Consider the following 22,176-nt stretch of genomic DNA (forward strand, 5'->3'; position numbering starts at 1 on the left):
TAATCACTTCATTAAGACCTTCAAGAAATATACTCAAACGACACCCGCAAATTATAGGAAAAACTTCCTAAATAATATGGTTGGTAATAGTCATAAAAACCTACCCATTGGCTATGTATTAAACAGCAACATCTTCTAAGCTTGCGGAATCTCGAATACGTTTTTTCATTATTTGTTATTTGTTTTGAAAAATTTTAATTTTTCCAAGAAAATCCAAAGTTTATTCGGCTAATCCATCAAAATGCAGTATGTTTTTGCGTATTTTGCTACACAAAACCTTAATACTTGCACAAGAATGCCTAAAAATTCAATCGAATCGGTTTTTACACAAGAGATTCACAACAAATATCTTGTATTCAACACGCTTTTTTCGAGGCTCCCTTACGATAAGATGGCAAAGATTGGTCAATTAATGCCATTCCTTCATGATTTATCGGAAACTGGTTTTGAACAAGGTAAAGACCCTAAAGAAATCATCAATTTATTCTTCAATCAATACACCACTATCAAAGACGAAAAGGAAAGAATAGACCTTCTTTTCCGCTTCATTACTTACATTGAGCGTCAGGTTGTATTATTTGATAGTATTGAAGATTCTGCTTTTGAGAAACTTACGCCGATTAATGGAAAGGGAACGCTCCAAAGCACCTTCGAATTGGCGATTCAGCAAAATAAAATTGAAGAAGTAAAGCAAAAACTCAAAAACTTCAAGGTTCGTGTAGTATTTACGGCTCACCCTACGCAATTTTACCCAAATAGTGTGTTGCGTATTATTCAAGATTTGGAAGAGTTGATACCTAAAAATGATATCAATGGTATTGATGCTTTACTGCAACAGCTTGGTAAAACACCTTTTATCAACGAGCAAAAGCCTACACCGCTTGAAGAAGCCCAAAGTATCATTTTTTATCTTCGTCACGTTTATTATCAAGTTATTGGTGAGATTCATCAGAAAATCAATAATTATTTACAAACTGAAGAATCAGAATTTAGCCCTGTACTTGAATTAGGTTTTTGGCCCGGTGGCGACCGCGACGGCAATCCATTTGTGACGGCCGACATTTCTAAGAAAGTAGCTCAAGAATTGCGTTCAAGCATTTTGAAGTGTTATTACAACGATTTCAAGATTGTTTGTCGCCGCCTGACACTCAAAGGTATCATGCCACTACTGACACAAATCAGTAATCGTATTCACACGAATATGAATGGCCTGAAAAATGACCTCACGCTCGAAGAACTCCTTGCATCGCTATATGAAGTTCGTGATTTGCTCATTACGAAGCATAATTCTATTTTCTTAGACCTTTTTGATAGATTTATCCAACAAGTAAAGCTATTCGGACTACATTTTGCGAGCTTAGATATTCGTCAAGATAGTAGTATTCATGAAAAAGTAATGGATGAAATCAACCAAAAATATGCCATTTCTCCAAAGCCTTATTCTGAATGGACTCACGCAGAAAAACTTCATTTCTTGACAGAGCATGAGTTACTAATCAATGAAGATGATTTTGAAGACCCGCTTACTAAGGATACCTTCAAAACAGTAAAAGCAATCAAAGAAATTCAAACCCTCAATGGCGAGAAAGCTTGTCACCGATATATCATCAGTAACTCTACTTCAATGTTCTCGGTGTTAGAAGTTTTGGCTCTTTTCAGATTCTGCGGTATCACACCTTCAGAGGTTAATGTTGATGTAATGCCTCTTTTCGAGACCATCGAAGGTTTAGATAATGCCCAATCAACCATGTCGGCTTTATATCAATTACCATTCTACAAGGCTCATTTAGAACACCGCAAAAATCATCAAACGATTATGCTTGGTTTCTCTGATGGCACGAAAGATGGAGGATACGTAAAAGCAAACTGGGAAATCTACCAAGCGAAAGAAAAGCTTTCGAGAGTATCGAAGAAAAATCAAATAGAAGTAATGTTCTTCGATGGTCGTGGTGGGCCTCCAGCTCGTGGCGGTGGAAAAACACACCAATTTTATGCTTCGCAAGGGCCAACTATCGCCAATAATGAAATACAGGTGACAATTCAAGGCCAAACCATTACTTCAATGTACGGCTCTCGCCCACAAGCGATGTATAATTTCGAACAGTTGATTTCCGCAGGTATCATCAATGATGTATTCCACGATGATAGGTCAATTTTAGACAAAAAAGAGCGTGTATTAATTGATGAATTAGCAGAAGAGGGTGTAAGAAAATATTTCGAACTTAAAGAACACCCACTTTTTGTTTCTTACCTCGAAAACAAAAGTCCACTTAAATATTATGGTTTAACCAATATTGGTAGCCGTCCAAGTAAACGAAGTTCTGGAAAGAAACTTATGCTTTCTGACCTCCGAGCCATTCCGTTTGTTGGTTCGTGGAGTCAATTAAAGCAGAATGTTCCAGGATATTTTGGATTTGGCTCTGCTATGCAAAAAGTTATCGAGGAAGGTCGTTTAGAAGATTTGAAATCGCTCTATCAAAGCTCGCTATATTTCAAGACATTGATGGAAAATAGTATGATGGCTTTAACTAAAACCTATTTCCCATTGACCAAATACATGAAAAACGACCCAGAATATGGTGCGTTTTGGAATATCTTGTATGAAGAATATTTACTTTCTGTAAAGAATATGCTTTTAGTTTCGGGGCAAAGCGAATTGATGGCAAATGAAACTTTAGGTAAGATGTCAATCAATTATCGTGAGCACATTGTATTGCCTTTACTAACGATTCAGCAATATGCTTTGCAAAGAATAGAAGAGACTAAAGACGAGAAACTAAAGTTAGTTTACGAAAAAATGGTTACTCGCTCTCTATTTGGTAATATCAATGCGAGTCGAAACTCAGCATAAAAAATATTGCGTAAACAAAAAAGCTCCTTTCCATTTGAAAGGAGCTTTTTTGCTTTAAATCCTTCTAGTTAATTACACCCCGAAATCATTGCTTGAAATACAGTCCCAGATTTAGCCTCAAAACCCGGCCGTAGTTCTACTTTCTTGGCTGCAGTATAGTTTATTTTTCCACTCAATTGTATAATCTGATTACTTTGTATTGATTGTTGGCTTGAGTATGGCGATTCTGCACTACTGACCGTTCCGTTTAAGTTCAAGTTATCTGGAAAACAAGATGATACGGTAATCGTTTGCGGTGAAGTAGCAGCACTAATACAATAGAGTGTTTTACACTGAACGGTATAACTATTAGTAGTGCTTGGAACAAAGGTGAGCGGATTAGTGGTTGCACCTGTTGACCATAAAAAGGTTCCATTACAATTAGAGCCTGTTAATACTAAACTATCGTTTGGACGTACTTGCGTTGCCGAACTACTAAAGGCTGGGCTCGTTGGTAAAGTAAATGCTGATAAATCAATTACAGGGCTAAAGAACACTTTTTTAGAGCTTTTTCTAACATTGGCGGCATATCTTGCAGCGGTGCCCGTTGTTATAGAAGTACTATCCAAAGTACGCCAATTAAGGTTTTCATATCCAACTGGTGGAATGTTCGTATATTGACAACAACCATTATAATTAAAACCTATTGACTCTTGCACAGTATTTTGTCTATTCGACCAAGCATATTTATTAAAACCACCTGTCACACTTAAAGTAATTGGGGTAGCTGGCGTAGAATTATTGCAAGTTAAAGAAACTGGCAATAATGCTGAGGCCATCATTGGTATTGAGCTCGTAAAAAAGGTATTATCGAGGGTGGAATTCCAAGCATTGGCAAATTCTATCTGACCTGCGTAGGTATCAAAGTGAATACCATCGGTTCTATAAGTAGAACCGTTGATATTATCGGTATTTGGCCCAGCAAATACGTAGGGCACGGGTGGATAATAATCACCTCCACCAACCTGAAAGCCTGAGATTAATGTATTTTGACCAAGTATAGGCCCGTCGTGCGGCTCAGGATTTCTTGAAACCCTTGCTACTACCCATGCTAAACTTGTATGTTCGGCATTTTCTCGACTTTTATTAATAACATTTCTTACATTTTCATAGTAAGGTAAAAAAAATGTCTCGGGGTCACTCTCACCTTGATGCCATAAAACTGCTCTTAAACCTGTTAAACTCCCATAATAAGCCACACTATTTTCTAAAGCACGATAAGGGGCTCCTAAATCTTGACGTTTCCAACTTTCTCCATCATAAGGCAAGCCTTGTGATGATTTACTCCAATCATTGCTAGAAGTTCCACCATGCCCAGCACCATAAAATAAAACAGGTACGCCTAGTTTACTTGCTAATAAGTCGCCTAGTTTTCCCCAAGCCCATGGAACATAATGAAAGGGGCCAATTTTACAAGAGTCGCCTTCCATTTTTGAAAACCCAATAGGTAAACGATTATAATCTGTTAGGTTATTACTATAATTTACCGTATTTACTCTATCATCACTTGCGGGCGTGCTCACCCCAGCCCCACCTTGTGCATTTGATTGACCCGCAATAGCAAAAACTTCACCAATACCTAATTTTTGAATACTTTTTGAATCAACTAAGGTATTATTTCGATAAGCGTTAACCTCTAATCTATACCACCCACCCGTAGCGGTAATTGTACCATAAAAATAACCATTACTTGGGTTCGATTGTATGGTTGTCCAAGCAGTTGTGTTACCTCCTGTAATACTCACTACACGAGCATCGACTCGGTCAATAGCAGAGTAATAATTTCCAGCGATGTTAATTTTTGCTTGATTCGAATTATTTCTTTGATAAACCATTCGCTCAAAAGGATGAGTGATGGTGATTTGAGCAAATCCATTTTTAACTAATACAAAAAGTAGAATGGATAATAGTAATTTGTAATTCATAAAACTTAATTAATACTAAAACATACAAATTTGGTGAAATAATATTTAGTATGGAAACGAAACTTTACCCATGTTTATGCTTGGAACGCCCTTGCGAGTACCGAAATTGGTATTCCCCCCCGAAACTGCCTCATTGGCCAAAGTAGCAAATAGAACCGCTTCTTTTGCATCGCCCGCAATACCTAAATCGTCTGTTTTCAGGAATTCAAAACTAGGCAATAACCCTTTTAAACTGCTCATAATTAGTGGATTATGGACCCCTCCACCACTTGCATAGACACTCACATCTTTCAAAGTTTTAGACTCCATCATTCGTAAGATTGCCTCAGCAATTGTTTCAGCCGAAAACCTACATAATGTTGCCAAAATATCTTCGTGCGAAAGCCCAAGTGTATTACTTTTATCTTGTGCATTTTTCAAATATTCGAGGTTAAATAACTCAGGGCCAGTCGTTTTAGGGAATGGCTTAGCAAAAAAATCATCTCTTTTTAATTCATCCAACAACATTCGATTTATCGTTCCTCTACTGGCTACCTTAGCATCTTTATCATAAGGTAGGTTCAAATGTTTCTTCATGTAAGCGTCAATCAACGTATTTCCAGGCCCAGTATCAGTAGCAAATACCTCGTTTGCATCAAGATTTCCTGCCAAATAAGTAAAATTGGAAATCCCACCCATATTCAGGAGAATACGATTTTCATTTCGCTTAGAAAAAATAAGATAGTCACCATAAACCGCTAAAGGAGCTCCTTCGCCACCTGCTGCACAATGTTTTTGGCGAAAATCTGAAAATGTAATGATACCTGTTTTCACTGCAATGTGGTCTCCATCACCAATTTGAAGTGTAGCGTTAGGGAATTTCTCAATTTTATGGAGAATCCTTGGTGCATGAAAAACTGTTTGTCCGTGACTAGCGATTAAATCAACCTCATTGGGTGAAATATTCCATTTTTTCAAACATTTATTAATAATATCGGCGTGAAGGTTGCCAATCCACGGGTTCAATACACATAATTGTAGAAAACTTATGGTTGGCTTGGCAAAAACTTGTCGAATTTCATCTTTTACTTCCTCATCAAAACCAATCGTCTCAAAGCCAATCACACTTACCTCAGTATCGCCACCACTTCCTCGAAATTTACATAAAGCTACATCAAGCCCATCCATTGAAGTGCCTGACATTAAGCCAATTATTAGGCGTTCTTTCTTTTGTGCTATTCTATAAAGTTTGTCGATATTTTGGTTCATTATGTCTATATTTTGAACACAAAGCTAAGGTTTTTAGCCTTGATTAAAAAGATTTGCGAGATTTACACAGAATTAACAAATTCCCGATTTAATAACTTTGTAGAGGTTATTAAATCTTTAAAACGAGTTTTTACTATTTTTGGTTATCAATTATTCAACCCTATTCAAAAAATGACAAAAAAATCTTTATTCTTTTTTTCAGCGTTATTAGCTCTTGCAGTTGCTTGTCAGCGAACACTTACGCACATACCCATAGCCCCTCCCGATGAAGTAGATTATAAAATCGACCGACTCGAAAATGAAATTGTAAATTATGAGAAAAAAGATGCAGAAATTGGCCTTGAAAAACTACAAGGACAAACGGTTTTCTACGGAAGCTCAAGTATTAGACTTTGGAAAACCCTAAAAGAAGATTTTACTCCACTTTCGGTCATTAATCATGGTTTTGGTGCTTCTACTTTTCCAGAAATGACTTATTATGCCGAACGAATGCTTGTGCCGTATAAACCTAAAAACATTGTACTTTACTGCGAAAATGACCTATTTATTGGTAAACCACAACGTACCCCCGAGCAAGTATTCGATAACTTCGCTGAATTGGCTACATTAATCCAAAATCGTTTACCAAAGGCCAAGATTTATTATATTTCTATGAAACCATCTATTTCAAGAAAAGCTGATTGGCCGAAAGTAGCTAAAGCTGATGCTATGATAGAAGAGTATATCAAAAAACATAAAAACTTTACTTACATTGATATTCGTCCTGCCATGTATCGTCCGAATGGAAGCATCAATGGCGATTATTTCGTGGGCGATAGCCTTCACATGAAGCCCGCAGGCTATGCTGAATGGACAAAAATTATCAGACCATATTTGATTAAATAAAGTGGAAAATGGGTGGCTGAGCGTAGTCGAAGCCACTCAATTTTCCAAAAATATTCAACCCTAAAATCATATTTGCAATGAAAAAACTCTTCTATATTCTATCTTTTCTGCTGCTAAGTAGCCTAACATTTGCACAACCTTCTACCCAAATGATAAAAGTTATGGTTGCACCAGACCATGAAGATTGGACATATAAAATCGGTGAAAAAGTTACGTTTTCGGTAACGGTATCGAAATGGGGAAATCCTCTAAAAAACACCAAAATTATCTATCAAATTGGGCCAGAAAAGTTTGAAACCAAAAAAGATAGTACAGTTTTGAAAGATGGCGTAATAAAACTTGATGGCGGAACAATGACAACTTCGGGCTTTTTACGCTGTACGGTTATTGCCAAAGTAGATGGAAAAGAATACCGAAATTTAGCAACAGCTGCCTTTGAGCCCGAAAAAATTCAACCAGCAGTTGAAATGCCAAGCGATTTTAATGAGTTTTGGAATAAGGCGAAAGCAAATCTCGCCAAAGTACCTATGGACGCAAAAATGACTTTGCTGCCCGAACGATGCACCGAAACAGTAAATGTTTACCACCTAAATCTTCAAAATTATAAAGAAGGTGGTACTACTCGTTTATACGGAATTTTGTGTATGCCGAAAAAGGAAGGAAAATATCCAGCCTTATTGCGTGTACCGGGTGCGGGTGTGCGTCCGTATTCAGGAGATGTGAGAACTGCCGAAAAAGGAGTTATTACTTTAGAAATTGGTATTCATGGTGTTCCTGTAACTTTGGATGCCAGTGTTTATACCGACTTAGGAGCAGCGGCACTTAGCGGTTATTGGACATATAACTTAGATAACCGTGACCAATATTACTATAAAAAAGTATTTTTAGGCTGTGTGCGTGCCAACGATTTTTTGGTAAGTTTACCCCAATTTGATGGGACAAACTTGGCCGTAACGGGTGGAAGTCAAGGAGGAGCTTTATCAATTGTTACAGCGGCTCTCGATTCTCGTGTGAAGTGGGCGGCTCCAACTTACCCTGCCATGTCAGACATGGTTGGGTATTTGAAAGGTCGTGCGGGTGGTTGGCCGCATATTTTTGATAAAAATAATCCGCATCACAATACCGAAGCTAAAATTAAGACTGCGGCTTACTATGATGTAGTAAATTTTGCCAAAAATCTTAAAGTTCCGTGCATTTATTCAATGGGATTCAATGATGAAACTTGTCCACCAACTTCGATGTGGGCGGCCTATAATTCAATTTCCTCACCCAAAGAATTGAAATTATACCAAGAAACAGGTCATTGGACTTTCCCTGAAGAAAATGAGATTATCCATAATTGGTTATTAGATAAATTAATCAAGAAATGAAATTCAACGCTTTTCCAGTAGTTAGATATTTACTATTTTTCATTTTAGGAATTACGGTTTATCTCCAAACCGACTCCTATGCTATTTCTTTTCCAACAGAAATTATCTACTACTTGATTGGCTTTTTGATGCTAATTTTTGGTCTTTCGATACGCTTCCGCCAGCCTGTGGTTCGCGGAAGTGCATTAATGGCAATTATCTTTTTGGCTGGTTGGAGTCTTACGCATTTCAAAACAGCAAGCAATCAGCCAAACCATTTCATAAATCTTCCTCAGTTTAGTCATTATCAAGCAACTATTATTGGTAATTCTGAAACTAAGCCTAAAACTTTTAAGGTAGAAGCTGAAATAAATGCCATCAAAGTAAATGGTCAATGGATAAAAGCAACTGGGAAAACACTTCTTTATTTCAACAAACAAGCGTCTGAAAAACCACAATATGGCGATGTTTTTCTAATAAAAAATATGCCTCGTGAAGTAGAAGCACCAAAAAACCCTGAAGAATTTGACTACCGAAAGTTTCTACAATACAAAGGTATTTATACGCACCATTTTTTGTGGGGACAAGAATATGAAAAAATTGGGCATCAGGCTCCTTCAAAACTTTTGGAGTTTTCGTATAAAGCCAATCAATATGCCGATAGCGTTTTCAAGGCACGCATTGAAACACCGAACGAATATGGCGTTGCGAGTGCAATGGTGGCAGGTTTACGAGATGATATTGACAACGACCTTCTTGATGCTTACTCAGCCTCTGGAGCCATCCACGTTTTATCAGTTTCGGGTATGCACGTGGGAATTTTGTTTTTATTTCTTGGTTGGATGCTAGGCTGGATAAAAAAGCGTGGCAAGTTCGGCAAACAAATCTTCACTGTACTTGTCATTGGTATTCTCTGGGGATACGCTATTTTCACAGGGCTTTCTTCTACTGTTCTTCGAGCAACGGTCATGTTTTCATTCATTCAAATCGGAACAGCAATTGGCCGCCGACAAAATATCTATAATACACTTGCAATCTCAGCTCTTTTATTGCTTTGTTGGAACCCATTTTGGTTGATAGATGTAGGTTTTCAGCTTTCATACCTGGCTATTATTGGCATTGTTTTCTTGCATCCTTATTTATATCAATTATTATCGCCCAATAACCCAATTATTAGAAGTCTTTGGGAAGGCACTTGTGTCTGTTTTGCAGCACAATTATTTACATTTCCTTTGAGTGTCTATTATTTTCATCAGTTTCCGACTTATTTTTTAATTGCCAATCCGTTTGTAGCATTTTTCTCGTTTGCTGTTTTACCCGCGGGTTTAGCATTGCTAATTTTGGCGAAAGTGCCATTTTTAGGTACTGTATTTGGCTTTATTCTAAAACATTCGTTGGTTTTTCTTAATAAAAGTATCTTTTTGTTTGAAAAACTACCCTTTGCTACTTTAAAAGGCTTTTCTATTTCCTTTACCGAAGTAATTCTCATTTATGCCATAATTTTACTAATCGTATTTTTCTTTCTTCGATTAGAATTCAAATATCTACGCATAAGTTTAGCTCTCGTCTTTGTTCTAACGTGTTTTAACATCAGTCAAGATTATTTACAGAGTAAACAAAAAAGCCTCACTTTTCATTTTATTCCTAAAAAATCGGGTATTAGTATTATTGATGGCAAATCAGCTACATTCATTGCCGATACAACTTTACTTAATAGCGAAAAAACACATGATTTCCATTTGAAAAACTATTATGACAAATCTGGAGTTGTAAATGAAAACAAATTGGCTTCAAACCAGTATACAAATAAACAAGGTATCACTTATTTAGATTTTGAAGGAAAGAAAATCTTATGGTTACAGCAGAAGTTTAATGGAAAATTGCAAGGAAATGCTGATTATGTTTTGCTTTCAAACAATGCCATTCGAAAGTTGAATCCTTCTTTTACAAATTTTCAAACAGGGTTAATTATTGTTGATGACTCCAACAAACGTTATGTGGTTGAAAACCTCAAGCACCAAGCCGATAGTTTACACCTTAACTTAATTTCGCTCTACGATACTGGAGCTTTTTCAATTAATGAATAATTACATTTTAAATAAACAAATGCTTAAATTCTACTTTTCAAATATTCTTATTTTCAGTTTTATTGCTCTCAATAGTTTTGCCCAAGAAGCAGATTCCACAAAGCAACTCAATGAAGTTATTGTTCGAGGCTTTGAATCAGAAAGAAAGTTAATCGAAACCGCTGCCTCAGTTAATTTACTGACAATCAAAGACATACAACGATTTGAAAATACTACACTTGTACCCGTTTTTAATACCTTAGCGGGAGTACGCATGGAAGAACGCTCGCCAGGAAGCTATCGTTTAGCCATTCGTGGAAGTTCGCTTCGTTCGCCTTTTGGGGTGCGTAATGTAAAAGTTTACTGGAATGATATTCCGCTAACTGATGGTAATGGCAATACCTTTTTAAATGCCATTGATATGAATACTATCAGTAATATTGAGGTAATCAAAGGACCCGCAGGAAGTGTTTATGGGGCAGGAACTGGCGGTGTAATCCTGCTTGGTGGAAGCAAGGCAGAAGGCAAGAAAGAAAGCACCAATTATCTCACTTCTAGCATAGCTTATGGCAGTTATGGTTTACAAAATCGTAATCTTGCTTGGAATGTGGCTTCGGCGAAAGTCAATAGTGTTTTGAGCTATGCCCACGCCCAATCTGATGGATATCGACAAAACAGTGCAATGGTGCGAGATGTTCTTAGCTGGCGTTCAAGTTATTTCGTGTCAGATAAGAAAACCTTAAATATTTCAACACTTTATTCTGATATTCATTACCAAACGCCCGGTGGACTTACACAAGCACAGTTCGAAAAAGACCCAAGTCAGGCTCGTTTGGCCACTGCTACTTTACCAAGTCCGATTCAACAAAAAGCAGGAATTTATCAGAAATTATTCAATATTGGTGTTTCGCAAGAATACCACCTTAATTCTCATTGGACAAACGTAACGAGTGTTTATGGAACAATTTCGGAGCTACGTAATCCATTTATTACTAATTATGAAATTCGTAATGAACAAACTTTTGGTGGTCGTACACGCATGAATTATGTTTTTGATTTGGGGCAACTCAAAAATCGTTTTACAGTTGGTGGTGAACTACAAAAGTCAGCTTGGGTGATTCGCAATTTTGGGAATAAAGCAGGAGTAATTGATACCCTACAAACCAATGATAACGTAGCCGCTTGGAATTATTTCTTGTTTGGCCAGTTGGAAACCGATTTGCCACAAAACTTTATTCTGACAATTGGCGGTAGCTATAATCGTTTCAAGTATGATTTTACTCGTCTATCGGATGCTCCGAAAATCAAGCCGATTTCCGAGTTATTACCTGCGGCATTTTTACCAAGAATTGCCCTTTTGAAGAATATACAAGATAAAATCTCAATTTTTGCGAGTGTTAGCAGTGGTTTTTCACCGCCAACCGTTACAGAATATATCAGTGGCTACCAAACTAGTTCGTTTGTCCCATCGCTCGCACCCGAAAAGGGCATTAACTACGAAATCGGTACACGGGGAAATTTATTTAACAAGCGAATTAATTTTGATGTTACGGCGTATTCGTTTCGCTTAAAAAATACAATCGTTCGAAGAACTGATAATGCAGGAAGAGAGATTTTTACAAACGCAGGAAGCACGCTTCAAAATGGACTTGAATTATCACTGAATAGCTTTATTATCAAGCATGTTGATAAAGAATTTATTCAAGAATTACGCCTTTTCACGAGCTATACTTTCAATGATTATAGCTTCAAGAATTACTTACAACTCAAAACCGACTTATCGGGAAATGCACTTACGGGCGTGCCACGCCAAGTATGGGTTTCGGGCTTAGATTTACAAACAAAAATTGGCGTTTACCTAAATTCTACCTTTAACTTTACAGATAGAATGCCTCTCAATGATGCCAATACCGTTTATGCAAATAGCTATAAACTATTAAATGCCAGAATTGGTTTTCGTAAGAGTTTCAAACGAGTTGGTTTGAATATTTATACCGCTGGCGATAATCTACTAAATGAAGTATATAGCCTCGGAAACGACATCAATGCGGTTGGTAATCGTTTCTTTAATGCGGCCATGCCGAGAAATTGGCAATTTGGTGCGAGTTTAAGTTTATTTTTGTAAGGTTGTAGCACAAGTTTCCAACTTGTTATTTTAAAATCGGTTTTAGCTAGCTACAAGTTAGTTTTAGCTAAAACTGATTTTTTTTCAAATTAACTGCTCCATGCAATCCTTCTTGTAGGACAAGTTTTTAACTTGTCAAATATCAAAACAACTTAGAAACTTGTCCTACTAAATTATTTCACATCAATCATCTTCAAACAAACCGGTACAGGAACTTCAATTTGTTTACCAGTTGGCGATAATTTTCCTGTTTTGGCATCTCTATTAAAAATCGTGATGTTATCTGTCTCTTGATTGGCTACCAAAACAAATTTTCCGTTGGGTGTAATCATAAAATTACGAGGTATTTTTCCTAAAACTGGTTCATTTCCAATGTAAGTCAGTTTACCTGTTTTGGGGTCAATACTATATATAACTATTGTATCAGTAGTATTATTAGGAGCAAAAATGCCGTTTTTATTTCCTGCATCTACAAAACGATTTGAGCCATATAAAAACTTCCCATCGGGCGAGATATGAATATCAGCACAAAAACTCTTGTTTTTATATTTAAAATCCTTCGCAAGCGTAGTAATTGTCTGAATAGGAGATAGTTTTCCTGAAACATAATTAAAGGCTGTAACGGTGCTACTTAGTTCTTGAATCACATAGACAAATTTTCCGTTGGGATGAATCGTAAAATGGCGAGGCCCCGAACCATCAGCCACTTTCGTAAACGCTGGTTTTCCTTCTACTAATTTACCATTTTGTGCGTTTAGGCTATAGGTCATGATTTTATCTATTCCTAAATCTGGCACAAAAACATCTCGATTATTCGGAGAAATATTCACCGAATGAACGTGTGGTTTTTCTTGTCTACCTTTATTGGGTCCACTTCCAGAATGATTAATTGTTTGACTTGCAGCACTAAGCGAACCATTCGGCTCTACTGGTAAAATAGATAAATTTCCTCCCGAATAATTACCAACTAAAACCCATTTTCCTGTTTTATCGACACTAATATGGCAAGGGTCTGCCCCACCAGCCGACTGCGTATTTAGGTTTGTGAGCATACCCGTATTTTTATCGAAACTGTACGAATAGACTATCCCATCGCTGATTTCTGAAACTGCATAAACAAATTTTTGATTAGGAGAAACAGCTAAAAAAGATGGATTTTTAATGCCCGAAGCTACACTAACACGACTGAAGTCGCCCGTATTTAAATTAAATTTATAGACGTAAATTCCTTCGCTATTTTTGCGAGTGTAGGTTCCAACCAAGAGGTATTGTTCAGCCGTATTTTGTGAGATACCTATTTGTGGGCAAAGAAAAAAGCTACAAAGTAAGCCTGAGATAATATTTTTGAAGTTCATGAATTGATTGACGTAGTGTTAAACAATGCCCAAAGATAGATGAATAATAGGAAGTTTTCTACGAATACTCGAATATGATTATGAGTAAATAAGCGAAATTTTTTCCTTTAATTATGGTGCATAAAATTCAATGTAGTAAATCCTTTAATTCATTGATAAAGAACTTTAATTTCGAGCTTTAATCAAACGTCAGTACTTCAATGAATCCAATCATTACAACCGTTAGCAGTGACGAGGACGTAAGGGGAATTTTAGCCCTCCAACAAAAAAACTTAAAGAAGAATCTCACACCCGAACAAATTCAAAGTCAAGGATTTGTAACGGTAGAGCACGAATATGCCGTATTGAAGGCTATGAACGATGCCCAACCAAGTGTTATCGTGAAAGATGGAGATACAGTTGTGGCTTATTGCTTAGCTATGTTGCCAGAATTTAAAAACGGTGTTCCAGAACTAAAGACCTTATTCGAGGCTATTGATGAAATCGATTACGACGAACAAAAGCTAAAAGATTTTAATTATGTAGTTATGGGGCAAGTTTGTGTGGGAGAGGGCTACCGAAGTATGGGCTTCTTTGATGGAATGTATCAGAAACTCCGAGAAGAATTAGCTGCAAAATTTGAAATGTGCGTAACCGATATTTCAACGAATAATACACGTTCATTGAAGGCTCACGCCCGTGTGGGTTTTATCCCAGTAAAAGATTTTCATGATGAAGCCTTAGGCGAAGTTTGGAGAGTTGTGGTTTGGGATTGGAGGGGTTGATATAATAAGGAAGGCTTCGCTCTAAGCGAAGTCTTCCTTAAACATAAATCTCCTTATTTCAATGTTGCCAAAGCTGCTTTCACTCTTGCTACCGCTTCTGTCAGAGCTTCATCAGAGGCAGCGGTTGATAAACGTAAGCAATTTGGAGCACCAAACGAACCACCACCAACAAGTGCTACGTGAGCTGTTTCGAGCAACCACATACACAATTGGTCAGCATCTTTGATGGTTACGTTTCCATCAGATTTTCCGAAATAATAACTTACATCAGGAAATGCATAAAATGCACCATCTGGCATATTTACTTTAAAACCTGGAATTTCTCTTAATAAACCAACCACTAAATCACGACGACGTAAGTACGCCAATTTCATTGATTCAGCTGCCGCTGTATCATCCCATGCAACAACTGCTGCACGTTGAGCGATAGAGTTGGTACCTGATGTAACTTGTCCTTGAAGTTTTTCTACGGCATCAGCAATCCATTTTGCTGCGGCAATATATCCTAAACGCCAGCCAGTCATGGCAAAACCTTTAGCAAAACCATTTACTGTAATTACACGGTCTTTCAATGCTGGAATAGACCCCATGCTGAAATGGCCTTCATCTGTAAAGTTGATATATTCGTAGATTTCATCAGCTAAGACAAACACATTTTCGTGTTTTTCGATTACTGCCGCTAATGCTCTCAATTCTGCCTCGCTATACACCGAACCCGTTGGGTTGTTTGGAGAAGCATACATTACAATTTTCGTACGCTCTGTAATAGCTGCTTCTAATTGTGCTGGAGTTACTTTGAAATCATTTTCAAAAGCACCATCAACAATTACCGATTTGCCGTCTGCCAATTTCACCATTTCTGAGTAACTTACCCAGTATGGAGCCAAAATTACTACTTCATCTCCTGGATTAACCAAACATTGAATCACATTGGCCAAAGAATGTTTTGCACCAGTAGAGATTACGATGTTTTCAGGTTTCCAATCAATGTTATTCTCACGTTTAAGCTTGTCTGCAATAGCCTTTCGTAGTTCAGGAATACCTGCTACAGGAGTGTAGTGGTGAAAACCAGCGTCGATAGCTGCTTTGGCAGCTTCGCAGATGTGTTTTGGGGTTTTGAAATCAGGTTCTCCAACGGAGAGATTGATTACTTTGTGTCCCTGTGCCGCTAATTCACGAGACTTTTTCGACATACCAAGCGTGGCTGATTCTTCCAACGCATTGATTCTGTCGGCAACTAAATTTAATGCAGACATGATACTTAGATGTAAAATTTTGATAATAAAATTGAAGAATTAGGCATTTGCTCAAATTCGGGTGCAAAATTACAGCCTTTCCAATTGAAAAGCCAACTTTTTTAGAATAAATGAGCTATTTCCTTAAAAAAAAGCTAATTTTCTTTCGGTTTTATTGAAATTTTCCAATTCTATTGCACAACTAAGTATCCATAATATTAAAATTAGGCAGTTTTACTCAATCTTCAAAATTTGTATTACGCTTTTCTAACTTTGCAGAGAAAGCTTCTTTTAAATCATTTGAAAGTAGCATAGCCGCATTCCAAGTGGCCATATAATTCAGCCCATCCGCCACAGAGTGATCGCGAGTGTGAAGTAAAATATGTTTAGTCCCACGAATAGATAAGGGTGATTTAGAGGCAATCATTGCCGCTATTTTCATCACTTCTCTCATCATTGATTCTTTATCAGTAAACGAGCGATTGACTATACCGATTTTCTCAGCCTCTTTTCCTTCAACATTTCTGCCTGTGTAGGCCATTTCTCTCACCAAACCATCGCCAATAATCTTTGGTAAACGCTGTAAAGTGCCCAAATCTGCCACCATTCCCATATCTATTTCTTTGATAGTAAAATAGGCATCATCTGTACAATAACGCATATCACAGGCACAGATTAAATCTATTCCTCCACCAATACAACCACCATGAATGGCCGCCAAAACTGGTTTTGAGCAATTTTCAATAGCATCAATCGGTGCCTGTAAACGCAATACATCTTTACGTACACGCTCACGCCGACGGGCATCACAAGCGATATTTGTTTGAGAAACCGACATCAATAAACTCAAATCTATCCCTGCACAAAAGTGTTTGCTTTCTCCTCCTTCAAGCACAATTACTCTTACTTCAGGGTTTTCGTCAAGGCTTTCAAAAACTTCTTTTGTTTCGTCCCATGCTGTTTGGTTGAGAGCGTTGGCTTTTTCTGGTCGATTGATAGTTACACGAGCAATGTTGTTTTCTATGATTAGTTGAAGCGTCTGCATGATGATTTTGTTGTTGAATGATAATAAAAAACGGTGAAGCCAGTTGATTGACTTCACCGTTAAAATTAAGAAAATATATCTATTTTCCTTACTTCTTCTCTCCACTTGTCTGAGTTCCTGCTGGTTTGTTTTTCAATGCTTCTTGCATTGGGTTTGAACCACCACCAAAACTTCTTTGCTTAAAGGCTTGGAATTTTGTTGGTTGCTCAGGTTCTTTCGGAAACGCATTATCAGAAGTATCAATATCTGGAATTTCGTGATAAGGGTCAAGTTTGAATTTGGCAACTTTTTTTGTTGTAACGAGAGTCTTCTTTACATCTTTATCATTCAAACGCCAAACTTCCGCTGGGATTCTTACATCTTCGTGTGTACCATCTTCAAATTCCATTCTGATAATTACAGGCATTACCAACCCACCTTTGTTTTTCAAACTTACCACATAGAAGTTTTTACCTTCTTCTACAAGCTTTCTATCTTCTTCACTTAAAGTAGATAAATATTGTTCATACTTTTTCTTATCGGCATCACTTACTGCATACTTATCATAACTATTGTAGAAATCTCTCATGGTTGGGTCAGCCTCCACAACTGTTTCTTTGATATCAGTTTTGTTTCGGATATTACTTAGTGTTTGTGCTTTAGCATCTGCATCCGCTTTAGCTGTTGCTTTTACCTTAGTAGGGTCTTGACTATCAATACTATACCATTCTACATTAGCAATAGCTTGGTCAGCGGGTTCAACACCATAGAACCATCCTTTCCAGAACCAATCTAGGTCAACACCCGATGCATCTTCCATTGTACGGAAGAAATCGGCTGGCGTTGGATGCTTAAATGCCCAACGACGTGCATATTCTTTAAATGCGTAATCAAATAATTCACGCCCCATCACTGTTTCTCGCAAGATATTTAAACCCGTTGCTGGTTTCGAATAAGCATTTGGTCCAAATGTTCCCGGTAAAATATTATCTGAGCTACTCATAATTGAGTTCTGCTTAGTTGGGTCGGTTTTCATATAGCCCGTAATATATTGAGGCTCAATACCAGTTGCTGGGAAGTTTCTGTCCCATTCCAAACAAGCTAAACCTTCCAAGAATGAGTTTAAACCTTCATCCATCCACGACCATTGACGTTCGTCAGAGTTCACAATCATCGGGAAAAAGTTATGTCCAACTTCGTGAATAACAACTAAAATCAAGAAGTTTTTCGTTGCTTCAGAGTAAGTTCCATCTGGTTCAGGTCTTGCCCCATTGAAACTCATCATTGGGTATTCCATACCTCCAACCGAGCCATGCACCGAATACGCAACTGGGTACGGATAAGGAATCGTACGCTTCGAATAACTTGTAAGCGTATGAGCCACTAAACGAGTAGAATATTGTCCCCAAAGTGGATTCGCTTCTTTTGGATAAAGCGACATCGCCCAAACTTTTTTACCTTCTACATCAACTTGCATGGCATCCCAGATAAATTTGCGAGAAGCTGCAAAAGCAAAGTCACGCACATTTTTTGCGGCATAAACCCAAGTTTTCTTGCCAGTCGGCTTACCTTTTTCAGCAGCTTCAGCTTCTTCTTGCGTTACGATTGCAATTGGATTTTTCGTGTTTTTGGCTTGTTCCCAACGCTTGATTTGTGTGGGAGTTAGAACTTCTTTCACATTTTGAAGTTCGCCAGTTGCACCAACAACCATATCGTTTGGCACTGTCAAGGCTACTTTATAATCACCAAATGGAAGTGTAAACTCACCTTGACCTAAAAATTGCTTGTTTTGCCAACCATTTACATCATCATACACGGCCATGCGTGGAAACCACTGAGCAATTTCATATAAAACATTTCCATCTTTCGGGAAAAGCTCGTAACCACTTCTTGCACCACTTCCTTTCAAATCTACGATATTAAACTTCCAATCAACTTGTAGCGTAAAAGCCATACCTTTTGCTAAAGGTGTTGGTAAATCTACACGCATCATGGTTTCGTTGATGGTATATCTCAAATCTTTTCCAAGAGCATCTTTTACAGCTGAAATTTTAAAACCATAATCTTTGGCATTAGCTCCTGTCATATTCGATAAAGTATTAAAACTTGCTCCATTGGCAGGATTAATAGCCGATTGGCCAATATTTGAACCCATCGAACCTTTAGCAAAAAGATTTTGGTCGAGTTGAAGCCACAAATAACGTAGTTCTTCTGGGGCATTATTGGTGTAAGTAATTTTTTCGGTAGCTGAAATAGATTGTTTCGTGTCATCTAATTCTGCTTTAATGTCGTAATCTGCTTTTTGTTGCCAGTAGTCTTTTCCGGGGCTACCCGCTGCTGTGCGGAATGTATTAGGAGTTGGAAGAGCAGTGCCCATTTGCTCAAATCGAGTATTAGCGTTATACTCTGTAGTTGCGGCTGGTCTTTGTGCCTCAACTACCAAAGCACAACTTAGGCTTAGGATAGTAAAGATGGATAGTTTTTTCATATAAAAACGATGAAGTTTGATTTTTTGCGAAGATAGAAAGAAATAATTGTTTTTGATGGTGGAAAAAGAAAAAGCTGCTCAAAAACAAGTTTCTGAGCAGCTTTTATTGCTAATATTAGTCTGAATTACGCTTCAGTTTCAATGATTGTTACTTTCTGAATCTTATCTCCTTGACGAATTGCATCAACCACTTCCAATCCTTCAACAACTTTACCGAAACAAGTATGATTACGGTCTAAATGTTGAGTATTTGAGCGATTATGACAAATAAAAAACTGCGAACCACCAGTATTACGTCCACGGTGAGCCATTGAAAGTACTCCCTTATCATGGTATTGATTATTACCTGTTAATTCACACGGAATTGTATAACCGGGGCCACCAGCACCTGTACCTGTTGGGTCACCACCTTGAATCATGAAGTTTGGAATCACACGGTGGAAAATTAGGCCATCATAAAAACCTTTTTTTGCCAATGTAACAAAGTTATTTACTGTAATTGGAGCGTCTTGTTCGTAAAACTCAATTGTCATTGTACCTTTATCGGTAACCATTTCTGCTTTTAACATAAACTATAAATTTGATATTTGGTAAAGTTTTATTCTAAATTTAATATGCATTCTATCATCAATTTCTTTCGTTGATATTAACCACCAATCGTAGTCATCGACTCTGAAATGGCACCAGACCTGCGATTTTCGGCCTCAAAACCATCTTTTGCACGATTTTGTAAAGCATCATAAATTCGCTGTTTGATTTCTTCATCTGATAATTTCTGACGCATGAAATCTCTTACGTTGAAAACACCATCATCGTACAAACAAGTTCGGAAGCTGCCCGTAGGCGTTACACGAATGCGGTTACAAGTGCCACAAAAAGTTCGACTAAATGCTGCAATTACACCCACCGTTCCTTTAAAATTCGGAATATGATAATTATATGACGTAGAATTAGGTTCGTCTTGTAACTTGTAAAGTTCAGGATGTTCTGAGCGAATTAAATCAATGATTCGTCGATAACTCCAAAACTCCATTTGTTCGGGGCGAAGACCTTCGCCGTTAAAAGGCATTTCTTCAATAAAACGCACCGATACATTTTGGTTACGAGCCAACTCAACCATTGATAAAATATCAGCATCATTTTTACCAGCCATTACTACTGTATTGACTTTAACGGGAATATCGTGTGCTAAAAGAGCTTCAAGAGTAGCCCAAACCTTCGGAAATTCATCACGGCGAGTAATTTCGAAGAACCGTTGGCGGTCGAGCGAATCAAGACTAAGATTAACCGAACTAATGCCTATTTGCTTTAACTCTGGCACTAATGGTGCTGTAAGTACGCCATTGGTCGTAATATTTATCTTCTCAATACCTTCAATTTCTGATAATTTCCACAGAAAAGGAATAATATCTCTACGAACGAATGGCTCTCCGCCCGTAATTCTGACTTTGCTGATGCCCATTTCAGCCAAAATTCGGCAAAGACGAAGCATCTCTTCGTAGCTCAATAAATGCGGCTTTGGCAAATATTGTATTCCTTCTTCTGGCATACAATAAAAGCAACGCAAATTACAGCGGTCAGTTACAGCCAATCGCAAGTAATTAATAGGTCTTCCGTGATTATCTATGAGCATTCAATCGATATAATATATTCTAATAACCTAATAATATTCTTTGAGGTTCAAAATTAATGAAGGTATTGCCTTTTATCTGAGTAAATATACTCTCTTTTCGCCCATAAAACCAAAAGAGGCACAGATTTCTCTATGCCTCTTTTGAGTATCTATAAAAAAAGGTTTTAAGCAACCGATTCAGCCAAAACTAAAACTTTATTCTTAGCTGCTTCAACTACACCACCATCAACAAGGAATGTTTCTTTTTTACCGTTAATGTCGATAACCAAGTTTCCTTTGGCAAGTGTACTTACAATTGGTGCGTGGTCTTTCAAAATTTGAAATCCACCGTTTGTCCCCGGTAATGTAACCGCGTCAACTACACCAGCGTAAACTTTCTTATCAGGAGTAATTATTTCTAAGTTCATTTCTTTGTAATTAAGAATGTAGAATGTAGAATTAAGAATGGTTTGAAAATTCTACATTCTTAATTCTTAACTCTTAATTTATTTAGAAGCTTCTGCAATCAATCTCTCACCCTTAGCTACTGCATCTTCAATAGTACCAACTAAGTTGAAGGCTGCCTCTGGAAGGTGGTCATAAAGACCATCAATGATTTGGTTAAAGCCTTTGATTGTATCGTTGATATCAACCAATACACCTTTCAAACCTGTAAACTGCTCAGCTACGAAGAATGGTTGAGACAAGAAACGTTGTACACGACGTGCACGTGATACTGTCAATCTATCTTCTTCTGAAAGTTCTTCCAAACCAAGGATAGCGATGATATCTTGAAGCTCTTTATAGCGTTGTAAGATATTTTTCACACGTTGAGCACAGTTATAGTGTGCATCTCCTAATACATCAGCAGAAAGGATACGTGAAGATGAATCAAGAGGGTCAACGGCAGGATAGATACCTAACTCAGCAATCTTACGGCTCAATACAGTTGTTGCATCTAAGTGAGCGAAGGTTGTTGCTGGAGCAGGGTCAGTCAAGTCATCGGCAGGTACGTAAACGGCCTGTACTGAAGTGATAGAACCACGCTTAGTAGAAGCGATACGCTCTTGCATAGCACCCATTTCAGTTGCCAATGTTGGTTGGTAACCTACGGCAGAAGGCATACGACCTAAAAGGGCTGATACCTCAGAACCTGCTTGTGTAAAACGGAAGATATTATCTATAAAGAAAAGGATATCACGACCTTTAC

Annotated in this window: 15 protein-coding genes and 1 pseudogene; 6 read left to right on the plus strand and 10 right to left on the minus strand. The window is 37.6% G+C overall.

What is annotated here, in order from left to right:
* Positions 1 to 241 precede the first annotated feature (241 nt).
* Entirely contained in the window at positions 242 to 2,851 is a 2,610-nt protein-coding gene (locus A6M55_RS08195; RefSeq protein WP_015028848.1) for a phosphoenolpyruvate carboxylase, read from the plus strand.
* A gap of 68 nt (positions 2,852 to 2,919) precedes the next feature.
* Here A6M55_RS08195 and A6M55_RS08200 read toward each other — a convergent pair whose 3' ends face one another.
* Both A6M55_RS08200 and A6M55_RS08205 read right to left on the minus strand, forming a co-directional pair.
* Entirely contained in the window at positions 2,920 to 4,815 is a 1,896-nt protein-coding gene (locus tag A6M55_RS08200; RefSeq protein WP_064197193.1) for a 3-coathanger stack domain-containing protein, read from the minus strand.
* Positions 4,816 to 4,860: 45 nt separating this feature from the next.
* Positions 4,861 to 6,063, minus strand: coding sequence for an anhydro-N-acetylmuramic acid kinase (locus A6M55_RS08205; protein WP_064197194.1), 1,203 nt, complete (start codon positions 6,061 to 6,063; stop codon positions 4,861 to 4,863).
* Positions 6,064 to 6,234: 171 nt separating this feature from the next.
* Here A6M55_RS08205 and A6M55_RS08210 point away from each other — a divergent pair, with 171 nt between their 5' ends.
* The 4 genes from A6M55_RS08210 to A6M55_RS08225 all read left to right on the plus strand — a co-directional run bounded on the left by A6M55_RS08210 (position 6,235) and on the right by A6M55_RS08225 (position 12,488).
* Positions 6,235 to 6,948 (plus strand): GDSL-type esterase/lipase family protein, encoded by a 714-nt coding sequence (locus A6M55_RS08210; protein WP_064197201.1) that lies wholly within the window; start codon positions 6,235 to 6,237, stop codon positions 6,946 to 6,948.
* A gap of 77 nt (positions 6,949 to 7,025) precedes the next feature.
* Positions 7,026 to 8,318 carry an acetylxylan esterase gene (locus A6M55_RS08215; RefSeq protein ID WP_015028844.1) on the plus strand — a complete coding sequence of 431 codons (1,293 nt, stop codon included), beginning with the start codon at positions 7,026 to 7,028 and terminating at the stop codon, positions 8,316 to 8,318.
* A complete protein-coding gene (locus A6M55_RS08220) occupies positions 8,315 to 10,384 on the plus strand; it encodes a ComEC/Rec2 family competence protein (protein ID WP_015028843.1) in 2,070 nt (689 codons plus the stop codon). The genes A6M55_RS08215 and A6M55_RS08220 overlap by 4 nt, the downstream gene beginning before the upstream one ends.
* A 19-nt stretch (positions 10,385 to 10,403) precedes the next feature.
* Positions 10,404 to 12,488: a TonB-dependent receptor gene (locus A6M55_RS08225; protein WP_064197202.1), complete on the plus strand. Its 2,085-nt coding sequence runs from the start codon at positions 10,404 to 10,406 to the stop codon at positions 12,486 to 12,488.
* 173 nt (positions 12,489 to 12,661) lie between these two features.
* Here A6M55_RS08225 and A6M55_RS08230 read toward each other — a convergent pair whose 3' ends face one another.
* The gene (locus A6M55_RS08230; protein WP_064197195.1) at positions 12,662 to 13,843 is read right to left on the minus strand and encodes a lactonase family protein; all 1,182 of its coding nucleotides are present in this window, start codon (positions 13,841 to 13,843) and stop codon (positions 12,662 to 12,664) included.
* A 200-nt stretch (positions 13,844 to 14,043) separates the two neighbouring features.
* Here A6M55_RS08230 and A6M55_RS08235 point away from each other — a divergent pair, with 200 nt between their 5' ends.
* Positions 14,044 to 14,607, plus strand: a complete 564-nt coding sequence (locus A6M55_RS08235; protein ID WP_015028840.1) for an N-acetyltransferase — start codon at positions 14,044 to 14,046, stop codon at positions 14,605 to 14,607.
* Positions 14,608 to 14,660: 53 nt separating this feature from the next.
* Here the strand turns inward: A6M55_RS08235 and A6M55_RS08240 are convergent, their stop codons facing one another.
* The 7 genes and pseudogenes from A6M55_RS08240 to A6M55_RS08270 all read right to left on the minus strand — a co-directional run.
* Positions 14,661 to 15,863, minus strand: coding sequence for a pyridoxal phosphate-dependent aminotransferase (locus tag A6M55_RS08240; RefSeq protein ID WP_015028839.1), 1,203 nt, complete (start codon positions 15,861 to 15,863; stop codon positions 14,661 to 14,663).
* A 217-nt stretch (positions 15,864 to 16,080) separates the two neighbouring features.
* Positions 16,081 to 16,992 (minus strand): crotonase/enoyl-CoA hydratase family protein, encoded by a 912-nt coding sequence (locus A6M55_RS08245; protein WP_229235495.1) that lies wholly within the window; start codon positions 16,990 to 16,992, stop codon positions 16,081 to 16,083.
* A complete protein-coding gene (locus tag A6M55_RS08250; protein WP_064197197.1) occupies positions 16,976 to 19,354 on the minus strand; it encodes a M1 family metallopeptidase in 2,379 nt (792 codons plus the stop codon). Before A6M55_RS08250 ends, A6M55_RS08245 begins: the two co-directional genes overlap by 17 nt.
* A gap of 125 nt (positions 19,355 to 19,479) precedes the next feature.
* Positions 19,480 to 19,923, minus strand: a complete 444-nt coding sequence (locus tag A6M55_RS08255; RefSeq protein WP_041693483.1) for a peptidylprolyl isomerase — start codon at positions 19,921 to 19,923, stop codon at positions 19,480 to 19,482.
* 77 nt (positions 19,924 to 20,000) lie between these two features.
* Positions 20,001 to 20,987, minus strand: a complete 987-nt coding sequence (gene moaA, locus A6M55_RS08260; RefSeq protein ID WP_064197198.1) for a GTP 3',8-cyclase MoaA — start codon at positions 20,985 to 20,987, stop codon at positions 20,001 to 20,003.
* 164 nt (positions 20,988 to 21,151) lie between these two features.
* A complete protein-coding gene (gene atpC, locus A6M55_RS08265) occupies positions 21,152 to 21,394 on the minus strand; it encodes an ATP synthase F1 subunit epsilon (protein WP_015028834.1) in 243 nt (80 codons plus the stop codon).
* Positions 21,395 to 21,472: 78 nt separating this feature from the next.
* Positions 21,473 to 22,176: pseudogene (locus A6M55_RS08270) on the minus strand (F0F1 ATP synthase subunit beta); the annotation flags it as partial.

It is taken from the genome of Emticicia sp. MM (assembly GCF_001649495.1).

What these genes read in the sequence shown, in the direction of transcription:
- A6M55_RS08195 (WP_015028848.1), top strand. Translation starts at nt 242, where the DNA reads ATGCAGTATGTTTTTGCGTATTTTGCTACACAAAACCTTAATACTTGC.
- A6M55_RS08200 (WP_064197193.1), bottom strand. Translation starts at nt 4,815, where the DNA reads ATGAATTACAAATTACTATTATCCATTCTACTTTTTGTATTAGTTAAA.
- A6M55_RS08205 (WP_064197194.1), bottom strand. Translation starts at nt 6,063, where the DNA reads ATGAACCAAAATATCGACAAACTTTATAGAATAGCACAAAAGAAAGAA.
- A6M55_RS08210 (WP_064197201.1), top strand. Translation starts at nt 6,235, where the DNA reads ATGACAAAAAAATCTTTATTCTTTTTTTCAGCGTTATTAGCTCTTGCA.
- A6M55_RS08215 (WP_015028844.1), top strand. Translation starts at nt 7,026, where the DNA reads ATGAAAAAACTCTTCTATATTCTATCTTTTCTGCTGCTAAGTAGCCTA.
- A6M55_RS08220 (WP_015028843.1), top strand. Translation starts at nt 8,315, where the DNA reads ATGAAATTCAACGCTTTTCCAGTAGTTAGATATTTACTATTTTTCATT.
- A6M55_RS08225 (WP_064197202.1), top strand. Translation starts at nt 10,404, where the DNA reads ATGCTTAAATTCTACTTTTCAAATATTCTTATTTTCAGTTTTATTGCT.
- A6M55_RS08230 (WP_064197195.1), bottom strand. Translation starts at nt 13,843, where the DNA reads ATGAACTTCAAAAATATTATCTCAGGCTTACTTTGTAGCTTTTTTCTT.
- A6M55_RS08235 (WP_015028840.1), top strand. Translation starts at nt 14,044, where the DNA reads ATGAATCCAATCATTACAACCGTTAGCAGTGACGAGGACGTAAGGGGA.
- A6M55_RS08240 (WP_015028839.1), bottom strand. Translation starts at nt 15,863, where the DNA reads ATGTCTGCATTAAATTTAGTTGCCGACAGAATCAATGCGTTGGAAGAA.
- A6M55_RS08250 (WP_064197197.1), bottom strand. Translation starts at nt 19,354, where the DNA reads ATGAAAAAACTATCCATCTTTACTATCCTAAGCCTAAGTTGTGCTTTG.
- A6M55_RS08255 (WP_041693483.1), bottom strand. Translation starts at nt 19,923, where the DNA reads ATGTTAAAAGCAGAAATGGTTACCGATAAAGGTACAATGACAATTGAG.
- moaA (WP_064197198.1), bottom strand. Translation starts at nt 20,987, where the DNA reads ATGCTCATAGATAATCACGGAAGACCTATTAATTACTTGCGATTGGCT.
- atpC (WP_015028834.1), bottom strand. Translation starts at nt 21,394, where the DNA reads ATGAACTTAGAAATAATTACTCCTGATAAGAAAGTTTACGCTGGTGTA.